Source organism: Cedecea neteri (genome assembly GCF_000758305.1).
GTDB lineage: Bacteria > Pseudomonadota > Gammaproteobacteria > Enterobacterales > Enterobacteriaceae > Cedecea > Cedecea neteri_C.
Window position 1 is genome coordinate 1,645,513 of record NZ_CP009458.1, and the last position, 18,546, is coordinate 1,664,058.

Genomic DNA, 18,546 nt, shown 5'->3' on the forward strand with positions numbered 1-18,546 from the left:
CTGATGAGGTGGGGGGCAGAAACAAAAACACCGCCCTGGGGCGGTGTTTTTTCTTTCAGGCGGGCTAACTTACTTCTTAGCAGCGCGTTCGAAAGAGGCGATGATTTCAGCTTTAGCCGCTTCGGCGTTATCCCAACCGTCAACTTTCACCCATTTGCCTTTCTCGAGATCTTTGTAGTGCTCGAAGAAGTGAGTGATCTGCGCTTTCAGCAGTTCTGGCAGGTCGTTCACATCTTTGATGTGATCGTACTCTTTGCTCAGTTTGGTGTGCGGAACCGCAACCAGTTTTGCGTCTTCGCCAGACTCGTCGGTCATTTTCAGAACGCCAACTGGACGGCAACGGATCACGCTACCTGGCTCCAGCGGGTATGGGGTTGGGACCAGCACGTCAACCGGGTCACCGTCCAGAGACAGAGTGTGGTTGATGTAACCGTAGTTGCACGGGTAGAACATCGCGGTAGACATGAAACGGTCAACAAACAGCGCGCCGCTCTCTTTGTCTACTTCGTATTTGATTGGATCGGCGTTAGCAGGGATTTCGATAACAACGTAGATGTCTTCCGGCAGATCTTTACCCGCTGGGACGTTGAGTAAGCTCATGTCTGTTTCCTTTAACCTGGTGTATTTCAAGTGCCCGATATTATAGCCAACTGCGATTAAATGTCTTTTGCTGTTTTTTGACCGCTAACCCCCATATGGGCCAAATGTCCCGCTTCAGGCTACTCAAATCTTGAGTCATTTCATTGTCATAATTGAGTTAAACATCATGGCAACAAGCACTTAACGAACGTAAATAACGCAAATTGATTAAACATTTTCCGAAAATTGCCGATAACACGCTCACTACTTTATTCATGAGCCATCGTTAAACCGGGAATTAAGCATGTTGAGAAATTTGTCGATTCGCACGGGGCTGCTAACGCTGTTAGCGGTTATGACGTTCTTGCTGTTGGTTGTAAGCGGCATCGGCATTTATGCCCTGCAGCAAAGTTCTGCTTCTCTTGAGCGCATCAACCGCCTTCAGGGCGAGCAAATGGTGCGTATTAGCGATGGCTATATTCTGCTGCTTCGTGCCCGCAATGAGGCAAGCCAGGCGGTACGCCAGATGGAAATTGGCATGCTGGACGACGCGACAAAAGCCACGCAGAAGATCGTGGGGGAAGTTGGGCTGGCGCAGAAAAACCTGAAGTCCGTCATCGACAGCGGCGTGAACGACGACCAGGGCAACGCCTTGCTTACCGGCCTGGCGCAAAGCTTTGGTACTTATCAGACGCAAGGTATTACGCCGATGCTGGCCGCGCTGCAAAAGCAAAGCCCGGACGACTATTACGATCTGCTGGAAAAAAGCCTGATCCCGCTGGGGCAGAAGTTTGATAATGACGTGCAGGCTTTCCAGCGCTGGGGTGAAACGCGCGGAAACAGCGAAGTGGCTGCCGTTCAGCTGCACAAAACTATTGTGCTGGGCTTTATTATTTTTGCCGCGCTGCTGACCGCCGCGATTATTGTGCTGGTCTGGTTGGCGCTGCGCCACCTGCTGTTGAAGCCGCTGGATGAGGCTATTCATCAATTGGAGTACGTGGCCGATGGCGACCTGACCCAGCCGCTCCCGCAAACGGGCAGAAACGAATTTGGCCGCCTTGCCAGCGCGATTGTGGCGATGAGAACCTCGCTGGTTGAGTCGGTCAGTCGCGTGCGGGATGCTTCTTCCCAGATTGATACCGGCAGCCGTGAGCTGGCGGCAGGTAACCTCAATCTTTCCCAGCGCACGGAGTCTACGGCAACTTCGCTGGAGGAAACGGCAGCCAGCATGGAGCAAATCACCGCGACGGTGAAGCAAAACGCCGATAACGCCGAGCAGGCGCACAAGCTGGCGAAAGTCGTCTCCGATACCGCCGACCGCGGCAGCGAAATGGTTTGCTACGTGATTGAGAAAATGCGCGATATTTCCGGCAGCGCAGGACGTATTGCCGACATCCTGAGCGTTATCGATGGGATCGCTTTCCAGACCAATATTCTGGCGCTTAACGCTTCGGTGGAAGCCGCCCGCGCGGGTGAACAAGGCCGTGGTTTTGCCGTGGTAGCCGGTGAGGTTCGTACTCTGGCAAGCCGCAGTGCTGAAGCGGCAAAAGAGATCCGCACGTTGATTTCTGATTCGCAAACTCACGTGGGTGAGGGCAGCGAACTGGCGCAGCAAGCCGGGGAAACCATGGACGAAATCGCCGAAGAAATTATGCGCATGACCAAACTGGTTCGCGAAATCGCCAACGCGTCTAACGAGCAAAGCCACGGTATTGAGCAGGTGAATATTGCGGTAAGCCAGATGGATGAAGCGGCACAGCAGAACGCGGCTTTAGTTGAGCAGTCCACTGCGGCAACGCATTCTCTTGAAGAACAGTCGCAGCAGCTGGTCGCCGCGATGGCTTCCTTCCGCTATTAATCTCGTCACGCCTCTCCCTGAAAGGAGAGGCGTATTGTGCAGGGTAAATCAGGCGTCCGGGTATTCGCGAATAAAGCGCTCTACGTCATCGACCATGTGTTTCGTGCCGACGAAGAACGGGCGGCGCTGGTGCAGCGTAGTTGGGATGATATCCAGAATTCTCTCTTTCCCGTCGCTGGCTTTCCCGCCGGCCTGTTCCGCGAGGAACGCCATTGGGTTGCCCTCATACAGCAAACGCAGCTTGCCTTCCGGGTGGCTGGCGGTGCTTGGGTAGAGATAAATCCCGCCTTTCAGCAGGTTGCGGTGGAAGTCCGCTACGAGAGAGCCAATGTAGCGCGAGGTGTACGGGCGCTTGCTGGCGGCATCTTCTTCCTGGCAGAACTTGATGTACTTCTTCACGCCGGTCGGGAATTTAATGTAGTTGCCTTCGTTGATGGAGTAGGTATTGCCTCTCTCCGGGAAGCGCATACGTTCCTGACTCAGGCAGAACACGCCGAGAGAAGGATCGTAGGTGAAGGCATGTACGCCGCAGCCGGTGGTGTAAACCAGCATCGTTGATGAGCCGTAAACCACGTAACCTGCGGCAACCTGCTGGTTACCCGGCTGGAGGAAGTCTTCCTCGGTGACCGGCGTGCCGACTGGCGTAATGCGGCGGTAAATAGAGAAAATGGTGCCAACGGAGACGTTGACATCGATGTTAGACGATCCGTCAAGCGGGTCCATCAGCACGACATATTTTGCCTGCTCGGCGCCTTCAAAGACCACGATTTCGTCTTCTTCTTCGGAGGCGATACCGGCCACAATACCGCGCGCTTTTAACGCTGCCTTCAATTTTTCATTCGCGAACAGGTCGAGTTTTTGCTGCTCTTCGCCCTGCACGTTTTCGGCACCGCTCGCCCCCAGGATATCGACCAGACCGGCCTTATTGATATCGCGGTGGATGATTTTAGCGCCCAGCTTTATTGCCGACAGTAAAGCCGTGAGCTCACCGGTAGCATGGGAAAACTCATGCTGCTTTTCGACAATAAATTCACCTAACGTTTTCATAACACTTTCCCTGCATCATTATGTTGGATAAAGCGATCGCAACAATCTTAACAAATTTTCAAATTGTCGCGCACAGGTGAATCGCGCCAGCAAGATAAGGAATATCCTGAAATGCGTTTCGCCTCCGCAGCCATGCGGTTAGAATGTGCGCCAAACAAAGAAAGGATAGTTTCGTATGCGCATTCATATTCTAGGGATCTGTGGCACCTTTATGGGCGGCCTGGCGATGCTGGCACGCTCTTTAGGGCATGAAGTGACGGGCTCAGACGCCAATGTTTATCCACCGATGAGTACGCTGCTCGAAGAGCAGGGGATCTCGTTAATCGAAGGTTATGACGCCAGCCAGCTCGACCCACACCCGGATCTGGTGATCATCGGCAACGCGATGACGCGCGGTAATCCGTGCGTGGAAGCCGTTCTGGAGCAGGGCATTCCGTATATGTCCGGCCCGCAGTGGCTGCATGACTTTGTGCTGCGCGACCGCTGGGTGATTGCGGTCGCGGGGACGCACGGAAAAACCACGACAGCCGGAATGGCCACCTGGATTCTGGAAGCCTGTGGCTACAAGCCAGGCTTTGTTATCGGTGGCGTACCGGGTAACTTTGAGGTCTCTGCGCGCCTGGGCGATAGCCCCTTCTTTGTCATTGAAGCCGATGAATATGACTGCGCGTTCTTCGACAAACGCTCCAAATTTGTCCATTACTGCCCACGGACGCTGATCCTCAACAACCTGGAGTTCGATCACGCGGATATCTTTGACGATCTGAAAGCGATCCAGAAGCAGTTCCATCATCTGGTTCGCATCGTCCCAGGGCAGGGCAAAATTATCTGGCCGGAAAACGATGTCAATCTGAAGCAAACCCTGGCGATGGGCTGCTGGAGCGAGCAGGAGCTGGTGGGCGATCAGGGCCACTGGCAGGCGAAGAAGCTGACGACCGATGCTTCGCAGTGGGAAGTTTATCTGGACGGCGAATGCGTGGGTACCGTGAACTGGCAACTGGTCGGCGAACACAACATGCATAACGGCCTGATGGCCATTGCCGCGGCCCGCCATGTTGGCGTTACTCCGGCGGACGCAGCTCAGGCGTTAGGTAGCTTTGTGAACGCGCGCCGCCGTCTTGAGCTGCGCGGTGAAGCGCATGGCGTCACCGTTTATGATGACTTTGCTCATCACCCGACGGCGATTCTGGCCACGCTTGCTGCCCTGCGCGGCAAAGTGGGCGGCACCGCCCGCATTCTGGCCGTGCTGGAGCCTCGTTCTAACACCATGAAAATGGGCGTCTGCAAAGACGATCTGGCACCCTCTCTGGGGCGCGCGGACGAAGTGTTCCTGCTTCAGCCGCAGCACATTCCGTGGCAGGTTGCAGAAGTGGCGGAAGCCTGCGTGCAGCCAGCGCACTGGAGTGCAGACGTAGACACGCTCGCGGAGATGGTAGTGAAAACGGCGCAACCGGGCGACCATATTCTGGTCATGAGCAACGGTGGTTTCGGCGGCATTCATCAAAAATTGTTGGATGGTCTGGCGAAGAAAGCTGAACAGCAGAGTGAGCAAGCGTTTTAAGCGCAGAGTCTGATGAGAAAAAGGGCGCCCCTGTTGGAGCGCCCTTTTTGTTTAATAAAGCTCAGGGGCTTTAGGATCTGGCCCGAAGCGGTTGGTTGCAGGCGTGCCGTCCTGGCAGTTGAATGCCAGAATAATCAGCCAGCCAACAATCGGGATTAACAGCAGCAACAGCCACCAGGCTGAGCGGTCGGTGTCGTGCAGGCGACGAAACTGGACTGCCCAAAGCGGCAGGAAAACCAGAACGGTATAAATCGTGGTGAGCGCCCCTTCATCTTTGGCGATGTGTAGTCCAAGCATTTTATCCAGCACGCTCAGCACGCCCGCCAGAATGAAGTTCACCAGATGAAACATCCAGTACTCTTTGCGGCGAGCACGCCCGCCGAACCCAATGTAATTTCTTAATACTTTGAAATACCAATCCATTTAAGGCCTGCCTTGATTATCCGACAATCACCTGAACGGTAAGCGATCGATTCAAGAATAGTCGTGAATGCATAGGCCGTAAATCGTTGTTGTGCTGAATATTCTTAACTCTTCCTAAACCGCTCATCTCGCCCGTGCGGCTCGTCTAAATCTTGAGCAGGGCCGATGGAAATAATGCCGGTTGGGTTGATCGTTTTGTGGCTGCGATAATAGTGAGTACGAATATGCGGGAAACTCACCGTTTCACGAATGCCGGGTATTTGATAAATATCGCGAAGGAAGCCGTAAAGATTAGGGTAGTCACTGATGCGGTATTTATCGCACTTAAAGTGGGTAACATAGACCGGGTCAAAGCGGACCAGGGTCGTCCACAGGCGAATGTCTGCCTCGGTTAGCTGTGGGCCGGTTAAGTAGCGATGCTGACCAAGAATCTGCTCCAGGCGTGCCAGGGAGATAAAGACTTTTTCAACGGCTTCATCGTAGGCTTCCTGAGATGTGGCAAAGCCCGCTTTGTACACGCCGTTGTTCACCGTGTCATAAATCCAGCCGTTCAGCTCATCAATCTCGCTTTTGAGCTCTTCAGGATAATAATTTCCTGCTCGCGCACCGAGGGCATCAAAGGCCGTATTAAACATACGAATGATTTCTGCGGACTCGTTGCTGACGATTGTCTGATTTTTCTTATCCCAAAGTACAGGTACCGTCACGCGGCCGGTGTAATGGGGATCGGCCTGCAGATAAAGCTGATACAGGAAGTCATGGTGATAAAGCGTGTCGCCGGTAGCCTCCGGGAAATCCTCCGCGAACGTCCAGCCGTTTTGCAGCATCAGCGGGTTTACGACGGAAACGGAGATAAAGGGCTCGAGGCCTTTCAGCTTACGTACAATCAGCGTGCGGTGCGCCCAGGGACAGGCGAGAGACACATACAGATGATAGCGGTCTTTCTCTGCGGCGAATCCTGCTTTGCCGGAGGGGCCCGCTGCGCCGTCGGCAGTCAGCCAGTTGCGGAAGGCGGATTCCGAACGTTTAAAGCGGCCGCCGGTCGATTTGGTGTCGTACCAGACGTCATGCCAGACACCGTCGATGAGTTGTCCCATTTTTTCTCCTCCTCAATAGCAAAAAAGCGAAGACGGTGTCTTCGCTTTCTCGGTGTTCATCAGTATAGAACGCTTACCATTTTTTATTCAGGACGCGGTCAAGGCTGATTGCGCCTGGGCCGAAGACTGCCAGCAGCAGGTAGCCACCCGCAATGGTGAGGTTCTTCATAAACATAATGGAGTTCACGCCTTCCGCGAAGTTGCTGTGGAACAGGAACGCGGTCAGTACGGTAAACAGCGCGGTGATCAGCGCGGTTGTACGGGTCAGGAAACCGAACAGGATGGCCAGGCCGCCGCCGAACTCAAGCAGAATGGTCAGCGGCAGCAGTGCACCCGGCACGCCCATGGCTTCCATGTACTGCTGTGTGCCTGCATAACCGGTGATTTTGCCCCAGCCTGCGGTAATAAACAGGATTGGCATCAGAATACGAGCAACCAGTACGCCAACATCTTCTAATTTTTTCATTTTACTCTCCAGCGGTTCTTCTTTTCCGGCTTACTCGGCCAGGGCTTAAAAGGTGCGCAAACTCCAGTAATTACCGATGTTTGCTGTCGATGGGGAGGATGATAGACGGGGTGGAAAAAGATTGTTAGCAAGGAAAACTGTCTAACTTCTTCAAATATCCTGAGGAAACTAAGTCAGGAAAGTAAAAATACCCGGTATTGAAGCGTCGGGGCAGAAATAAAAAAACACCGCCAGAGGCGGTGTTTTAAGGTTAACGCGAGGGGAGGTTCAGCGTATTACGAATAAGCCGCCAGGTACTCCAGGCGCCAAATCCTCGTTTTGCCCAGCGCATAAATTTACCGGGATGCTTCACCGTCCAGATTGCCAACACGCTGCTGGCGATCATCGCGTAGCTACGCAGGCTGACTAAGGTATTCCAGCCGCGATCGTAGGGGCTGGTGACCTGCAGCCAGTCGCGTTTTGCGGCGCTGAGATCGAGTCGCTGTTGCTGAACCTGGCTGAGCAGATAGGCTTTACGTTTATCACGTTCTGCATCGCTCATCGCTTATCCTCTTCCAGCAAGGCCCTGTCGTTATCCAGCTCGCGCCGAGTGTGGCGCAGCAGGGTTGATTGACGGGACTTTCGCAGCGTCCAGATTCCGCCGATCAATGCCAGCGACAGCAGGACGACCGTGGTAGCAATCATGGCGTTAAGACGATACTGCGGATCAACGGCCCAGATAACCAGCACCATCAGGCTCATTAAGCCAAAGGCGGCGAACAGCATGGTCAGGCCGAGCATCAGCAGCAGCTGGACGATATGTGCTTTTTCCTCTTCCAGCTCAACGACGGCAAGACGCACACGAGTTTCGACCATGCCGACCAAAATCGTCACCAGCCGCTGGCCAACGCCGAGCACGCTTTTGCCCGGCCCCTGGCTTTGGTGAGAATCCGCCATATTAGCGACGTGCCAGCAGCACACCCAGCACGACGCCGACCGCCGCACCAATGCCTACACCGGTCCACGGGTTCTCGCGGACATAATCATCCGCTTTGGCAGCCGCTTCACGGGTTTGTTTGGCGATGGCTTCGCTGGTTTCACCCAGGCGATCGCGGCTCTCTTTTAGCGTTTTTTCCGCTTTGGCACGCAGCTTGTCCAGTTCAGTTTTTGACTTATCCGTGGACGCACTCAGGACTTCTTCAAGCGTATCTGCCAGGGATTTCAACTCAGCGCGTAAATGTTCTGACGTAGTATCTTTTGACATAGTTCTCTCCGAGTGTTTGAGATGGATCCTTAAAGTCTGCGACTACACAATCAGTAATCACGCTTCTCTAAAGCTTTGAGGCTATCTTCTGCTTCCGCAAGTTTCTTCTCGCGTTTGGTGATTTTTTCCGGGTCACCCTTCTGACGGGCTTCGATGAGATCGGCTTTACGCTCTTCGATTTCAGCTTTCTGCTTTGCGATTTTCTTTTGATGTTCAGCGCGCAGGCCTGCGTCGCTGCAGTTTTCACGCACTTCGCTCAGAGCCTTTTTCAGGCCATCAATACGGTGCTGGTTATTGTGTTTTTCCGCATAGCCAATCTCGCGTTGAATATCCTGCTCTTTTTCGCTGCACAAAGTATTTGCCTGTGCGGCGGAGGCGAGCGTGAGTAAAGCCAGTGCCAGTACGGTGCGGTAATTCATGGTTAAACCTTCCATTGTTTGTTAAGACGAATCATAAAAGTATCAGGCGATCATACTCCATGCGTCGTTCCATTGTGGTGAAAAACACTGATAAATAGCGATGAAAACGGGTAAAGCATAGTCATGAATCGGCTAAAAACCCAGAAGATGGTAGCAAATTCAGACTGAAGGAAAGGGATCAGCCGAGATGATTGTGGTCAGGGCGCAGAATAGAAAGCCAGGCCAGAGCGTCTTTGTCTCCATCCTGTTGAGCAATGACATAGCCCTGGGGCAGCGTGCGGTTGAGGACTTCTTTTGCCGCCTCACTCTGTGCACTGGAATCAAACGTGACCAATAGGGTGTTATTGAGCGGCGTAATACTTTTAAAACGAATGCCGTTGGCATCCAGGTGGTGCCAGACATAGAAGCCGTCGGGAATACTCCCGCCCTGCCGTGAGGCACGGATCTCAAGGGTGGAATCCTTATTCTGCATGCCGGACCACACCATCAGCGACGCAATGGCCAGGGCACCAACAAGCAGCGCCGCCCTCAGGCGGCGAGTGAAAGCTAATTTCATCGAATTCCTCTAGCGACTTTGGCTACGTTTTTTACGCCAAAGCACGATTAACGAACCGACCAGACCGATAACCAGGAGCACCACTGGGATCAGCATCAGGCACGACATCAAAGCGTCTTCGTACTTAAGGAAGACCGGTGTTTTGCCCAGCAAATAGCCCAGGGTCGTCAGAATCAATATCCACAGCAGGCCGCTCATCCAGTTGAAGAACTGAAAGCGTGCGCTATTAAGACCCGATAATCCGGCAATAGTTGGCAGCAGGGTACGAACAAAAGCAATAAAGCGCCCAATGAGCAACGCAGACAGCCCATGTTTATGGAAAAGCTGGTGTGAACGCTGGTGATAATGGGCCGGCAGGTGTGACAGCCAGTTTTGGACGAGGCGGGTATTTCCCAGCCAGCGCCCCTGGATATAACCCAGCCAGCTGCCGAGGCTTGCGGCGATGGTCAGCAGTGCGACGGTTTCGGGAAAACCCATTGCGCCTTTAGCAATGAGAACGCCAACCAGCACGAGCAAACTGTCGCCGGGTAAGAACGCCGCCGGCAGTATGCCGTTCTCAAGAAATAAAATCATGAACAGCACAAAATAGAGCATGCCAATCATCGACGGATTGGCGAGTGTTTCAAAATCCTGGCTCCAGAGTGCGGAGAGCAGTTGAGTCAGTAGTTCCATTCAGGGTTCCTGGCACTTCGTTTAGGTCGCCGGTGTAAACGGATGAGCAGAATGCAGCATGGTTGTTATTATCATTTGCTGGCTACAACTCACCGCCCGCGCCGCTGAGTCGAAACAACATGACCTGAAACGACAGCGAGGGGGCATAAAACCCACACAGACGGTGAAATTGCATCTAATTGTAACAAAACTACGCGTTATACGTCACAGTATTTGCAGTTCGTTGAGCAATGATTTTGCTTACTGGGGGAGAGGCTGGCGAGGGTATTTACAAACGCTGACACTATTTATGGTTTGCTTACCCTCGGCGGGAAAAATGACTATTTTTGACCGTTTGCGGCTGTATCAAGGTGAATGACCGGATTTTCTGCAAAGAAATAGCGGTCGGCATTGAATTCAAAATCATCGCTGGTGGCGTTAAATAGCATTTGGCGAGTATTTTCAAGATGTTGCCACATTGCCAGTTTTGCGGCGTGAGGATCTTTACGTATCAGGGCTTTAAGAATCTGATCGTGATCATCGCACCAGTTGTCGACCGGCCGCATATCGATGTGTTCGTGCAGTTTCTTCCAGTACGGGTTGTAAATGCGGTGGCTCCACATTTTTTCAACGATGGTCGCCAGTGCGCCGTTTTGTGTCGCCAGCGCAACCTGGACGTGAAACTGAAGATCCCACTCAGAATCACGGTAAGTTTGCTCTTTTCGCGCTTTTTCCTGGATCTCCATCAGTTTCATAATATCTTGCTTGGTGACCTGGGTGGCGGCGAATTCCGCGATATTACTTTCGATAAGCTGTCTCGCCTGCAGCAGCTCGAAAGGGCCATAATTGGCAAACTCAAAGCGCTCATCCGGCACGGTCATGGATTTTGCCTGGTTAGACATGACGTGAATGCCTGAACCCTTGCGAACTTCAACGTAGCCTTCCACTTCCAGCATGATGATCGCTTCACGAACGACGGTACGGCTGACGTTTTTTTCTTCGGCGATAAACCGCTCCGCAGGCAGTTTTTCTCCGACCTGATAAACACCGCTTTCAATACGTTGTTTTAATTCGGCGGCAAGCTGCTGGTAAAGGCGGCGGGGTTCTACGGCATCCATAAGTTGCTCCGGAAGAGGGCTGTAGGTGAATGAATTTGTTATACCACTTTTCCCGGCGCCGCTCTAGCAACCAACGTGAGAATTGCCGCCCGAAGGCGGCGGTTTTTACATCAAGACTGTGTCACGGCCTCCGGGGCGGGAGCAGCGGCTGCGAGTTCGCTGGCCGACTGGTTTTTCAGTACCGTCCAGATAACAATCGCGCCGAGAAGATCGAACACGGCAAGCGCCGCGAAAAGCGGGCTGAATCCCATTGTGTCGGCCAGAGCACCGACAACCAGGGCAAACAAGGTACTGGCGGTCCAGGCTGCCATGCCAGTCAGTCCGTTCGCCGTGGCGACTTCGTTTCGGCCAAAAACGTCGGAAGAAAGCGTAATTAACGCCCCGGACAGTGCCTGATGAGCAAATCCACCCACGCAGAGCAAGGCAATCGCCACGTAAGGGCTGGTAAACAGGCCTATCGTGCCAGGCCCAATCATCAGGATGGCCCCCATAGTGACCACCAGCTTGCGCGAAACAATCAGGTTAACGCCAAACCAGCGCTGGAACAGCGGCGGTAAATAGCCCCCAAGAATGCAGCCAAAATCGGCGAACAGCATGGGCATCCACGCGAACATCGCGATCTCTTTCAGGTTGAAGCCATAGGCTTTAAACATGAACAGCGGTATCCAGGCATTGAACGTGCCCCACGCGGGCTCAGCGAGGAAGCGCGGTAAGGCGATACCCCAGAACTGGCGGTTACGCAGGATTTTCCACGCCGACATCTTTTTCGTGTTATCGGTCTGGTGCTGGGCTTCCTGGCCGCTAATGATGTACTCGCGTTCTTCGCTAGTGAGTTTTTTCTGGTCGCGGGGGTTTTTGTAGAACCACAGCCAGATCATGGCCCAGATAAAGCTAAGTGCGCCGGTTATCATGAACGCCATCTGCCAGCTGTGCATCACAATGGCCCAGACCACCAGCGGGGGGGCAATCATGGCTCCAATGGAAGAGCCGACGTTGAAATACCCCACCGCAATAGAGCGCTCTTTGGCGGGGAACCACTCGCTGCTGGCCTTTAGCCCTGCGGGGATCATCGCCGCTTCGGCGGCACCGACTGCGCCACGGGCAAGAGCGAGACCTCCCCAGCTGCCCGCCAGTGCGGTTGCGCCACAGAAAATAGCCCAGGCGACGGCGAACACCGCGTAGCCTACTTTGGTGCCCAGCACGTCAAGCAGGTAGCCCGCGACAGGCTGCATAACGGTATAACAAGCTGAATAGGCGGCGATGATCCACGAGTATTGCTGCGTGGTGATATTCAGTTCGCTCATCAGCGTGGGAGCCGCGACGGCCACCGTGTTGCGGGTCAGATAGCCCAGCACGGTGCCCAGCGTCACCAGCGCTATCATGTACCAGCGTAAACCTTTTATTTTTCGCATTTCTAACCCCATCCCGTCTTTATTGTGAACGTTGTTCCCGATAAATCGGCTTCCGTTCCTGCTCTTGTCACCCATGGGCCGCGGCAAGCGTTGCCCGGCAAGAGGTACTGCGACGGTTTGAACGATAACTTGTCATACACCTTTATAAGTTGAGTGATATCACAAAAGCATTTTCACGTAACGTTGGGCTATATCTTGCTCTCAGGTCAGTATCGGCGCGGGATTTAGTCCGTTTTATGCACATGAAGATGGAATTTATGTGTTTGTTTTGTGACCACCGACGCAAATTTGAGGTCGTTGCATAAAAATTGGTGTGATAACTTTGTGCCATCATGATGCGAATACATAGCACCGTTATCTGCAGAGGAAACCTCCTATGACCCCTTTTATGACTGATGACTTTCTCCTTGATACTGAAGTTTCCCGCCGTCTGTACCATGACTACGCAAAATCACAGCCCATTTTTGACTACCACTGTCATCTGCCGCCGCAGCAAATTGCCGACAACTATCGCTTTAAAAACCTGTATGACATCTGGCTGAAAGGGGATCACTACAAGTGGCGTGCGATGCGGACTAACGGCGTGGCTGAGCGGCTTTGCACCGGTGATGCCAGCGACCGTGAAAAGTTTGATGCCTGGGCTGCCACCGTGCCGCATACGCTCGGTAACCCGCTCTATCACTGGACGCATCTGGAGCTGCGCCGCCCGTTTGGCATTACCGGCAAACTGCTCTCGCCGGCAACGGGTGAGGAAATCTGGCAGCAATGCAATGCCTTGCTGGAGCAAGATTCGTTCACCGCCCGCGGCATCATGCAGCAGATGAACGTGAAAATGGTCGGCACCACTGACGATCCGGTGGACTCTCTGGAACACCACGCCGCCGTGGCCAGGGACGGCAGCTTCGACATCAAAGTGCTACCGAGCTGGCGGCCGGACAAAGCCTTTAATATCGAGCAGGCGACGTTTACCGACTACATTTCGACGCTGGCCGCCGTGTCCGACACCGATATTCGCCGTTTTAGCGATCTCCAGGCGGCGCTGAGCAAAAGGCTCGATCATTTTGCTGCCCACGGTTGCAAGGTGGCCGATCACGCGCTTGATGTGGTGGTCTTTGCCGAAGCGGATGAAACAACGCTGAATGCCATTCTTGCCCGTCGCCTGGCGGGTGGTGCGGTTAACGATACCGAAGTAGCGCAGTTTAAAACGGCGGTGCTGGCCTGGCTTGGCACGGAATACGCCCGTCGCGGCTGGGTGCAGCAGTACCACATTGGCGCGCTGCGCAACAATAACCAGCGCCAGTTCCGCCTGCTGGGGCCGGACGTTGGCTTTGATTCCATCAACGATCGCCCGCTGGCTGAGCCGCTGTCAAAACTGTTAAGCAAGCAAAATGAAGAGAACCTGCTGCCGAAAACCATTCTCTACTGCCTCAACCCGCGAGATAACGAGGTGATTGGCACGATGGTCGGTAACTTCCAGGGCGAAGGGATGCCAGGCAAAATGCAGTTTGGCTCCGGCTGGTGGTTTAACGATCAGAAAGACGGCATGGAGCGGCAAATGACTCAGCTCGCCCAGCTTGGGTTGCTGAGCCGCTTTGTCGGGATGCTGACCGACAGCCGCAGTTTCCTCTCCTACACGCGCCACGAATATTTCCGTCGCATTTTGTGCCGCATGCTTGGCCACTGGGTTCAGGCGGGCGAAGTGCCTGAAGATATGCCGCTGCTGGGGGAGATGGTGAAAAACATTTGCTTCAACAACGCCCGCGACTACTTTGCCATTGAGCTGAACTGAGGCCGCTATGCGATATATCAGGATCCATGCGCTGGATAACGTTGCTGTCGCGCTGGTGGACCTGCCGGAAGGCGAAGAGGTAGGCACTCCGCCAGAAGCTATCAGGCTACGCCAGCCGGTCGCACGCGGACACAAGTTTGCGCTCCAGGCGATTTCCGAAGGCGCAAACGTCGTGAAGTATGGCTTGCCCATTGGCCACACGCTTTGCCATGTTGCCGCAGGTGAACATCTTCATTCCCATAACCTGCGCACCAACCTTAATGACGTCGATGAATACCGTTATCAGCCGGAAGTCGTGCCAGCGGCGAGGCCTTTTGGCGACCGGGAAGTCAACATCTATCGCCGCAGCAACGGCGCGGTCGGCATTCGTAACGAGTTATGGATCCTGCCGACCGTTGGCTGCGTGAACGGCATGGCTCGCCAGATGTTGAGCCGCTTCCTGCAGGAAACCAATAACGCCCCGGATATCGACGGCGCCTGGCTGTTCAGCCACCAGTTTGGCTGTTCCCAACTGGGGGACGACCATCTCAACACCCGCACCATGCTGCAAAATATGGTGCATCACCCGAACGCGGGCGCGGTGCTGGTGGTGGGGCTGGGCTGTGAGAACAATCAGATCAGCGCATTCCGAGAAACCTTAGGGGAGTACGACTCCGAACGCGTCCATTTCATGGCGCTTCAGCAGCAGGACGATGAGGTTGAAGCCGGGCTTGAGCATCTCCACGCCTTGTATGAAGTCATGCGCCACGACAGGCGCGAGCCGGGCAAACTGAGCGAGCTGAAATTCGGACTGGAATGCGGCGGCTCGGACGGCCTCTCCGGTATTACCGCCAACCCGATGCTGGGCCGATTCTCTGACTATATGGTGGCGAACGGCGGTACCACGGTGCTGACGGAAGTGCCGGAAATGTTCGGCGCGGAGCGGCTGCTGATGAGCCATTGCCGGGATGAAGCCACGTTTGAAAAAACGGTAGCGATGGTTAACGACTTCAAACGCTACTTCATCGAACACCAGCAGCCCATCTACGAGAATCCGTCGCCGGGGAATAAAGCGGGCGGGATCACCACGCTTGAGGAGAAATCCCTCGGCTGTACGCAAAAAGCCGGTGAAAGCCAGGTGGTTGATGTCCTTCGCTACGGCGAAAGGCTAAAACAGGCCGGTTTAAACCTGCTGAGTGCGCCCGGCAACGATGCGGTCGCCACCAGCGCGCTGGCTGGAGCTGGCTGCCATATGGTGCTGTTCAGCACCGGGCGAGGGACGCCGTATGGTGGCTTTGTGCCGACGCTAAAAATTGCTACCAATAGCGAGTTAGCCGCGAAGAAACCACACTGGATAGACTTTGACGCGGGCAGGCTGCTGCATGGCAGCACGATGCCCGAGCTGCTGGCGCAGTTTATTGAGACGATCGTTGAGAAAGTGAACGGCGCGCCAACCTGCAACGAGAAAAATGATTTTCGCGAGCTGGCGCTATTTAAAAGCGGCGTCACATTATGAATTCCCGGTCCTCCCCTCACCCCGGCCCTCTCCCCAAGGGGGCGAGGGAGAAAACAAGCTGAGGGATTCAGGGTTTAACCACTCTCCCCAAGGGGGTGAGGGAGAAAACAAACTGAGGGATTCAGGATTTATCCCCTCTCCCTTTTAGGGAGAGGGTTAGGGTGAGGGTAAAAACCAGAAACGATGCTGCGGTCTAAGTCAGTGCCGAACACCCAGCGTGGCTCGTTAATATTAACCGCGTAACAAATCGGCCTTCGCCAGACGAGCATCTTCTGCCTGGCAAACGGCGGCAGTAAAGATAACTTCGGTAGAAGAGTTCAATGCGGTTTCGCAGGAATCCTGCAACACGCCAATGATAAAGCCGACCGCCACCACCTGCATGGCAATCTCGTTCGGTATGCCGAACATGCCGCAGGCCAGTGGGATCAACAGCAGCGAACCGCCCGCCACGCCCGAAGCCCCACAGGCGCAAAGTGAAGCCACCACGCTCAGCAGCAACGCAGTCGGCAGATCCACCGGCACGCCCAGGGTATGAACGGCCGCCAGCGTCAGCACCGTAATGGTGATGGCCGCCCCAGCCATATTGATCGTTGCCCCCAGCGGAATCGACACCGAATAAGTATCGCGATCCAGGTTCATCTTCTGGCACATGCTCATGTTAACCGGAATATTCGCCGCGGAGCTGCGGGTAAAGAATGCGGTCACGCCGCTTTCGCGCAGGCAGGCCAGCACCAGCGGATAGGGGTTACGGCGAGTGGTAATAAACACCAGCAGCGGGTTGATGATCAGCGCCACGCCGAACATACAGCCCAGCAGCACCAGCAGCAGCTGGGCATAGCTCCAGAGCGTAGAGAAGCCGGTGGTGGCAAGCGTGGAGGCGACCAGGCCAAAGATCCCGATAGGGGCGAATCGGATCACTACCTTCACGATAAAGGTCACCGCGTCAGACAGGTCATTCACCAGGTTTTTAGTGGTTTCGTTCCCGTGGCGCAGCGCAAAGCCGAGGCCTACTGCCCACACCAGAATACCGATGTAGTTAGCGTTCAGCAGGGCGTGTATCGGGTTGGCGATCACGCTCATCAGTAAACCATGAATCACCTCAACGATCCCGGACGGTGGCGAAATATCCGTGGCGCTGCTGGTCAGGTGGAGTGTGGAAGGGAACATAAAACTCACGACGACCGCGGTCAGCGCGGCGGAGAAAGTCCCCAGCAGATAGAGTACCAGGATAGGGCGAATATTGGTTTTTTGGCCGTGCTGGTGGTTAGCAATAGAGGCTATTACCAACGTGAGCACCAGCACCGGCGCCACGGCTTTCAGCGCACCGACGAACAGTGTGCCGAGCAGGCCGGTTGCGATAGCGGCAGGTTTTGAGACCAGCGCGAGCAGAATGCCCAGCACCAGGCCAACGAGGATTTGTTTTACGAGGCTGCCGCGGGCAAAGCGCTGCAGTAGTCCAGAAGCTTGCGAACTCATGAATACCTTCCTGTGTTTCAGTGATGTCGTGCTGTGCCGCGTGCGTAGTGAGCTACGTCTTTGCGGTTGTAAGAAAATGTGTTTGCCCGGTGAGTATAAGGAAAAGCGGGGAAGGAAAAAGCATTTCAAGCTGGAATTGCGTTCAGTGTTAGGTTTCGCAACTGATCATTAACATTCATGTGACATATTCAGCAATTTGAAGCGATGGCAGATTGCCAGAACGTAAAAGGGGCATTACGCCCCTTTTACGTTTTCGAACGGTGGATTACTCCGCCGACTTCTTCCGATCGTTACGGTGGTTAACCCAGGCGTTGATAATCAGCGTTCCTGCCAGGATACCGCCCACCACGCCCAGCGAAACGGCGATAGGAATATGGTAGAAATCGACGATCAGCATCTTGATACCGATAAACACCAGGATCACTGACAGACCATATTTCAGCATCGAGAAACGCTCTGCCACACCCGCCAACAGGAAGTACATGGCGCGCAGGCCGAGGATCGCGAACAGATTCGACGTCAGCACAATGAACGGGTCGGTGGTCACCGCGAAGATTGCCGGAATGCTATCTACCGCGAAAATTACGTCGCTTAGCTCGACCAGAATCAGCACCAGCAGCAGCGGCGTGGCGTACAGCAGGCCGTTCTGGCGCACGAAGAAGCGCTCGTTCTCAATTTTGTCCGTCATGCGCATGTGGCCGCGCAGCCAGCGAACCAGTGGCTTATCGCCGATGCCGGTATCGTCCTCTTTTGCCAGCGCCATTTTCACACCGGTGAAGAGCAGGAAAGCGCCGAACACATACAGCAGCCATTCGAACTGGGTAATCAGCCAGCTGCCGCCGAAGATCATGATGGTTCTGAGAATGATGGCGCCCAGCACGCCGTAAACCAGCACGCGTCGCTGCAGCGCGGCAGGCACGGCAAAGTAGCTGAACAACATCAGCCAGACGAAGACGTTATCGACCGCCAGTGCTTTTTCAATCAGATAACCGGTGAGGAAGGCTAGCGCCTGGGTATCGGCGACTTCACGCCCGGCAGTGCCGCTGAGATACCACCAGAAAGCAAGGTTAAACAGCAGGGAAAGTGAAACCCAGACCAGCGACCAGACGGCCGCCTGTTTCATTGACATGGTGTGCGAGCCGCGGCGGCCCTGAACCAGCAGATCGATCGCCAGCATGATGGCGACCACGACGGCGAAGCTGCCCCAGAGCAGCGGGGTACCGACAGTATGCATAATGAGATTCCTTGAAAACAAAAACGGCCAACATCAGAAGACGCCAGCCGCTTTCGCTTGCAACAGGGATCTCGCCTTCCGGCAAGGTCTCACTTACGACGTTTTCACGTCGCCCGGCAACC

General features: G+C 54.5%; 19 protein-coding genes. 4 read left to right on the forward strand and 15 right to left on the reverse strand.

The window, feature by feature from the left end:
• Positions 1-69: 69 nt before the first annotated feature.
• Positions 70-600 (reverse strand): inorganic diphosphatase, encoded by a 531-nt coding sequence (gene ppa, locus LH23_RS07745; RefSeq protein WP_008460444.1) that lies wholly within the window; start codon positions 598-600, stop codon positions 70-72.
• A 283-nt stretch (positions 601-883) separates the two neighbouring features.
• On the opposite strand from ppa, the gene LH23_RS07750 reads away from it, so the two are divergent.
• The gene (locus LH23_RS07750) at positions 884-2,437 is read left to right on the forward strand and encodes a methyl-accepting chemotaxis protein (RefSeq protein WP_039289765.1); all 1,554 of its coding nucleotides are present in this window, start codon (positions 884-886) and stop codon (positions 2,435-2,437) included.
• Positions 2,438-2,485: 48 nt separating this feature from the next.
• Here the strand turns inward: LH23_RS07750 and fbp are convergent, their stop codons facing one another.
• Positions 2,486-3,484 (reverse strand): class 1 fructose-bisphosphatase, encoded by a 999-nt coding sequence (fbp, locus tag LH23_RS07755; protein WP_008460446.1) that lies wholly within the window; start codon positions 3,482-3,484, stop codon positions 2,486-2,488.
• 175 nt (positions 3,485-3,659) lie between these two features.
• Between fbp and mpl the strand changes: the two genes are divergently transcribed.
• Entirely contained in the window at positions 3,660-5,045 is a 1,386-nt protein-coding gene (gene mpl / locus LH23_RS07760) for a UDP-N-acetylmuramate:L-alanyl-gamma-D-glutamyl-meso-diaminopimelate ligase (protein WP_039289769.1), read from the forward strand.
• A gap of 51 nt (positions 5,046-5,096) precedes the next feature.
• On the opposite strand, the gene LH23_RS07765 is transcribed toward mpl, so the two are convergent.
• The 11 genes from LH23_RS07765 to LH23_RS07815 all read right to left on the reverse strand — a co-directional run bounded on the left by LH23_RS07765 (position 5,097) and on the right by LH23_RS07815 (position 12,430).
• Positions 5,097-5,468: a DUF805 domain-containing protein gene (locus LH23_RS07765; RefSeq protein WP_039289772.1), complete on the reverse strand. Its 372-nt coding sequence runs from the start codon at positions 5,466-5,468 to the stop codon at positions 5,097-5,099.
• A gap of 104 nt (positions 5,469-5,572) precedes the next feature.
• Entirely contained in the window at positions 5,573-6,565 is a 993-nt protein-coding gene (locus tag LH23_RS07770; RefSeq protein ID WP_039289775.1) for a glutathione S-transferase family protein, read from the reverse strand.
• Between the two features lie 73 nt (positions 6,566-6,638).
• Complete coding sequence (locus LH23_RS07775) at positions 6,639-7,031, reverse strand: DoxX family protein (protein ID WP_039289778.1); 393 nt, start codon at positions 7,029-7,031, stop codon at positions 6,639-6,641.
• Positions 7,032-7,281: 250 nt separating this feature from the next.
• Positions 7,282-7,572, reverse strand: coding sequence for a YqjK-like family protein (locus tag LH23_RS07780; RefSeq protein ID WP_039289781.1), 291 nt, complete (start codon positions 7,570-7,572; stop codon positions 7,282-7,284).
• Positions 7,569-7,967: a phage holin family protein gene (locus LH23_RS07785; RefSeq protein WP_039289784.1), complete on the reverse strand. Its 399-nt coding sequence runs from the start codon at positions 7,965-7,967 to the stop codon at positions 7,569-7,571. Before LH23_RS07785 ends, LH23_RS07780 begins: the two co-directional genes overlap by 4 nt.
• A gap of 1 nt (position 7,968) precedes the next feature.
• Positions 7,969-8,274, reverse strand: coding sequence for a DUF883 family protein (locus LH23_RS07790; protein WP_008460461.1), 306 nt, complete (start codon positions 8,272-8,274; stop codon positions 7,969-7,971).
• A gap of 50 nt (positions 8,275-8,324) precedes the next feature.
• The gene (locus LH23_RS07795; protein ID WP_039289788.1) at positions 8,325-8,693 is read right to left on the reverse strand and encodes a DUF1090 domain-containing protein; all 369 of its coding nucleotides are present in this window, start codon (positions 8,691-8,693) and stop codon (positions 8,325-8,327) included.
• Positions 8,694-8,871: 178 nt separating this feature from the next.
• Positions 8,872-9,249, reverse strand: coding sequence for an EnvZ/OmpR regulon moderator MzrA (gene mzrA / locus LH23_RS07800; RefSeq protein ID WP_039289791.1), 378 nt, complete (start codon positions 9,247-9,249; stop codon positions 8,872-8,874).
• Between the two features lie 9 nt (positions 9,250-9,258).
• Positions 9,259-9,921 carry a DedA family general envelope maintenance protein YqjA gene (gene yqjA / locus LH23_RS07805; RefSeq protein WP_039289794.1) on the reverse strand — a complete coding sequence of 221 codons (663 nt, stop codon included), beginning with the start codon at positions 9,919-9,921 and terminating at the stop codon, positions 9,259-9,261.
• Between the two features lie 320 nt (positions 9,922-10,241).
• On the reverse strand, positions 10,242-11,018 hold the full coding sequence (gene exuR / locus LH23_RS07810; RefSeq protein WP_039289796.1) for a transcriptional regulator ExuR: 777 nt from the start codon (positions 11,016-11,018) through the stop codon (positions 10,242-10,244).
• A gap of 110 nt (positions 11,019-11,128) precedes the next feature.
• Positions 11,129-12,430: an MFS transporter gene (locus LH23_RS07815; RefSeq protein WP_039289799.1), complete on the reverse strand. Its 1,302-nt coding sequence runs from the start codon at positions 12,428-12,430 to the stop codon at positions 11,129-11,131.
• Between the two features lie 376 nt (positions 12,431-12,806).
• Between LH23_RS07815 and uxaC the strand changes: the two genes are divergently transcribed.
• Positions 12,807-14,219 carry a glucuronate isomerase gene (uxaC, locus tag LH23_RS07820; protein WP_039289802.1) on the forward strand — a complete coding sequence of 471 codons (1,413 nt, stop codon included), beginning with the start codon at positions 12,807-12,809 and terminating at the stop codon, positions 14,217-14,219.
• A 7-nt stretch (positions 14,220-14,226) separates the two neighbouring features.
• Positions 14,227-15,714, forward strand: a complete 1,488-nt coding sequence (locus tag LH23_RS07825) for a UxaA family hydrolase (protein ID WP_039289805.1) — start codon at positions 14,227-14,229, stop codon at positions 15,712-15,714.
• Positions 15,715-15,945: 231 nt separating this feature from the next.
• On the opposite strand, the gene sstT is transcribed toward LH23_RS07825, so the two are convergent.
• Positions 15,946-17,190 carry a serine/threonine transporter SstT gene (gene sstT / locus LH23_RS07830; RefSeq protein ID WP_039289808.1) on the reverse strand — a complete coding sequence of 415 codons (1,245 nt, stop codon included), beginning with the start codon at positions 17,188-17,190 and terminating at the stop codon, positions 15,946-15,948.
• A gap of 265 nt (positions 17,191-17,455) precedes the next feature.
• Positions 17,456-18,424, reverse strand: coding sequence for a TerC family protein (locus LH23_RS07835; RefSeq protein WP_039289810.1), 969 nt, complete (start codon positions 18,422-18,424; stop codon positions 17,456-17,458).
• Between the last annotated feature and the right edge of the window lie 122 nt (positions 18,425-18,546).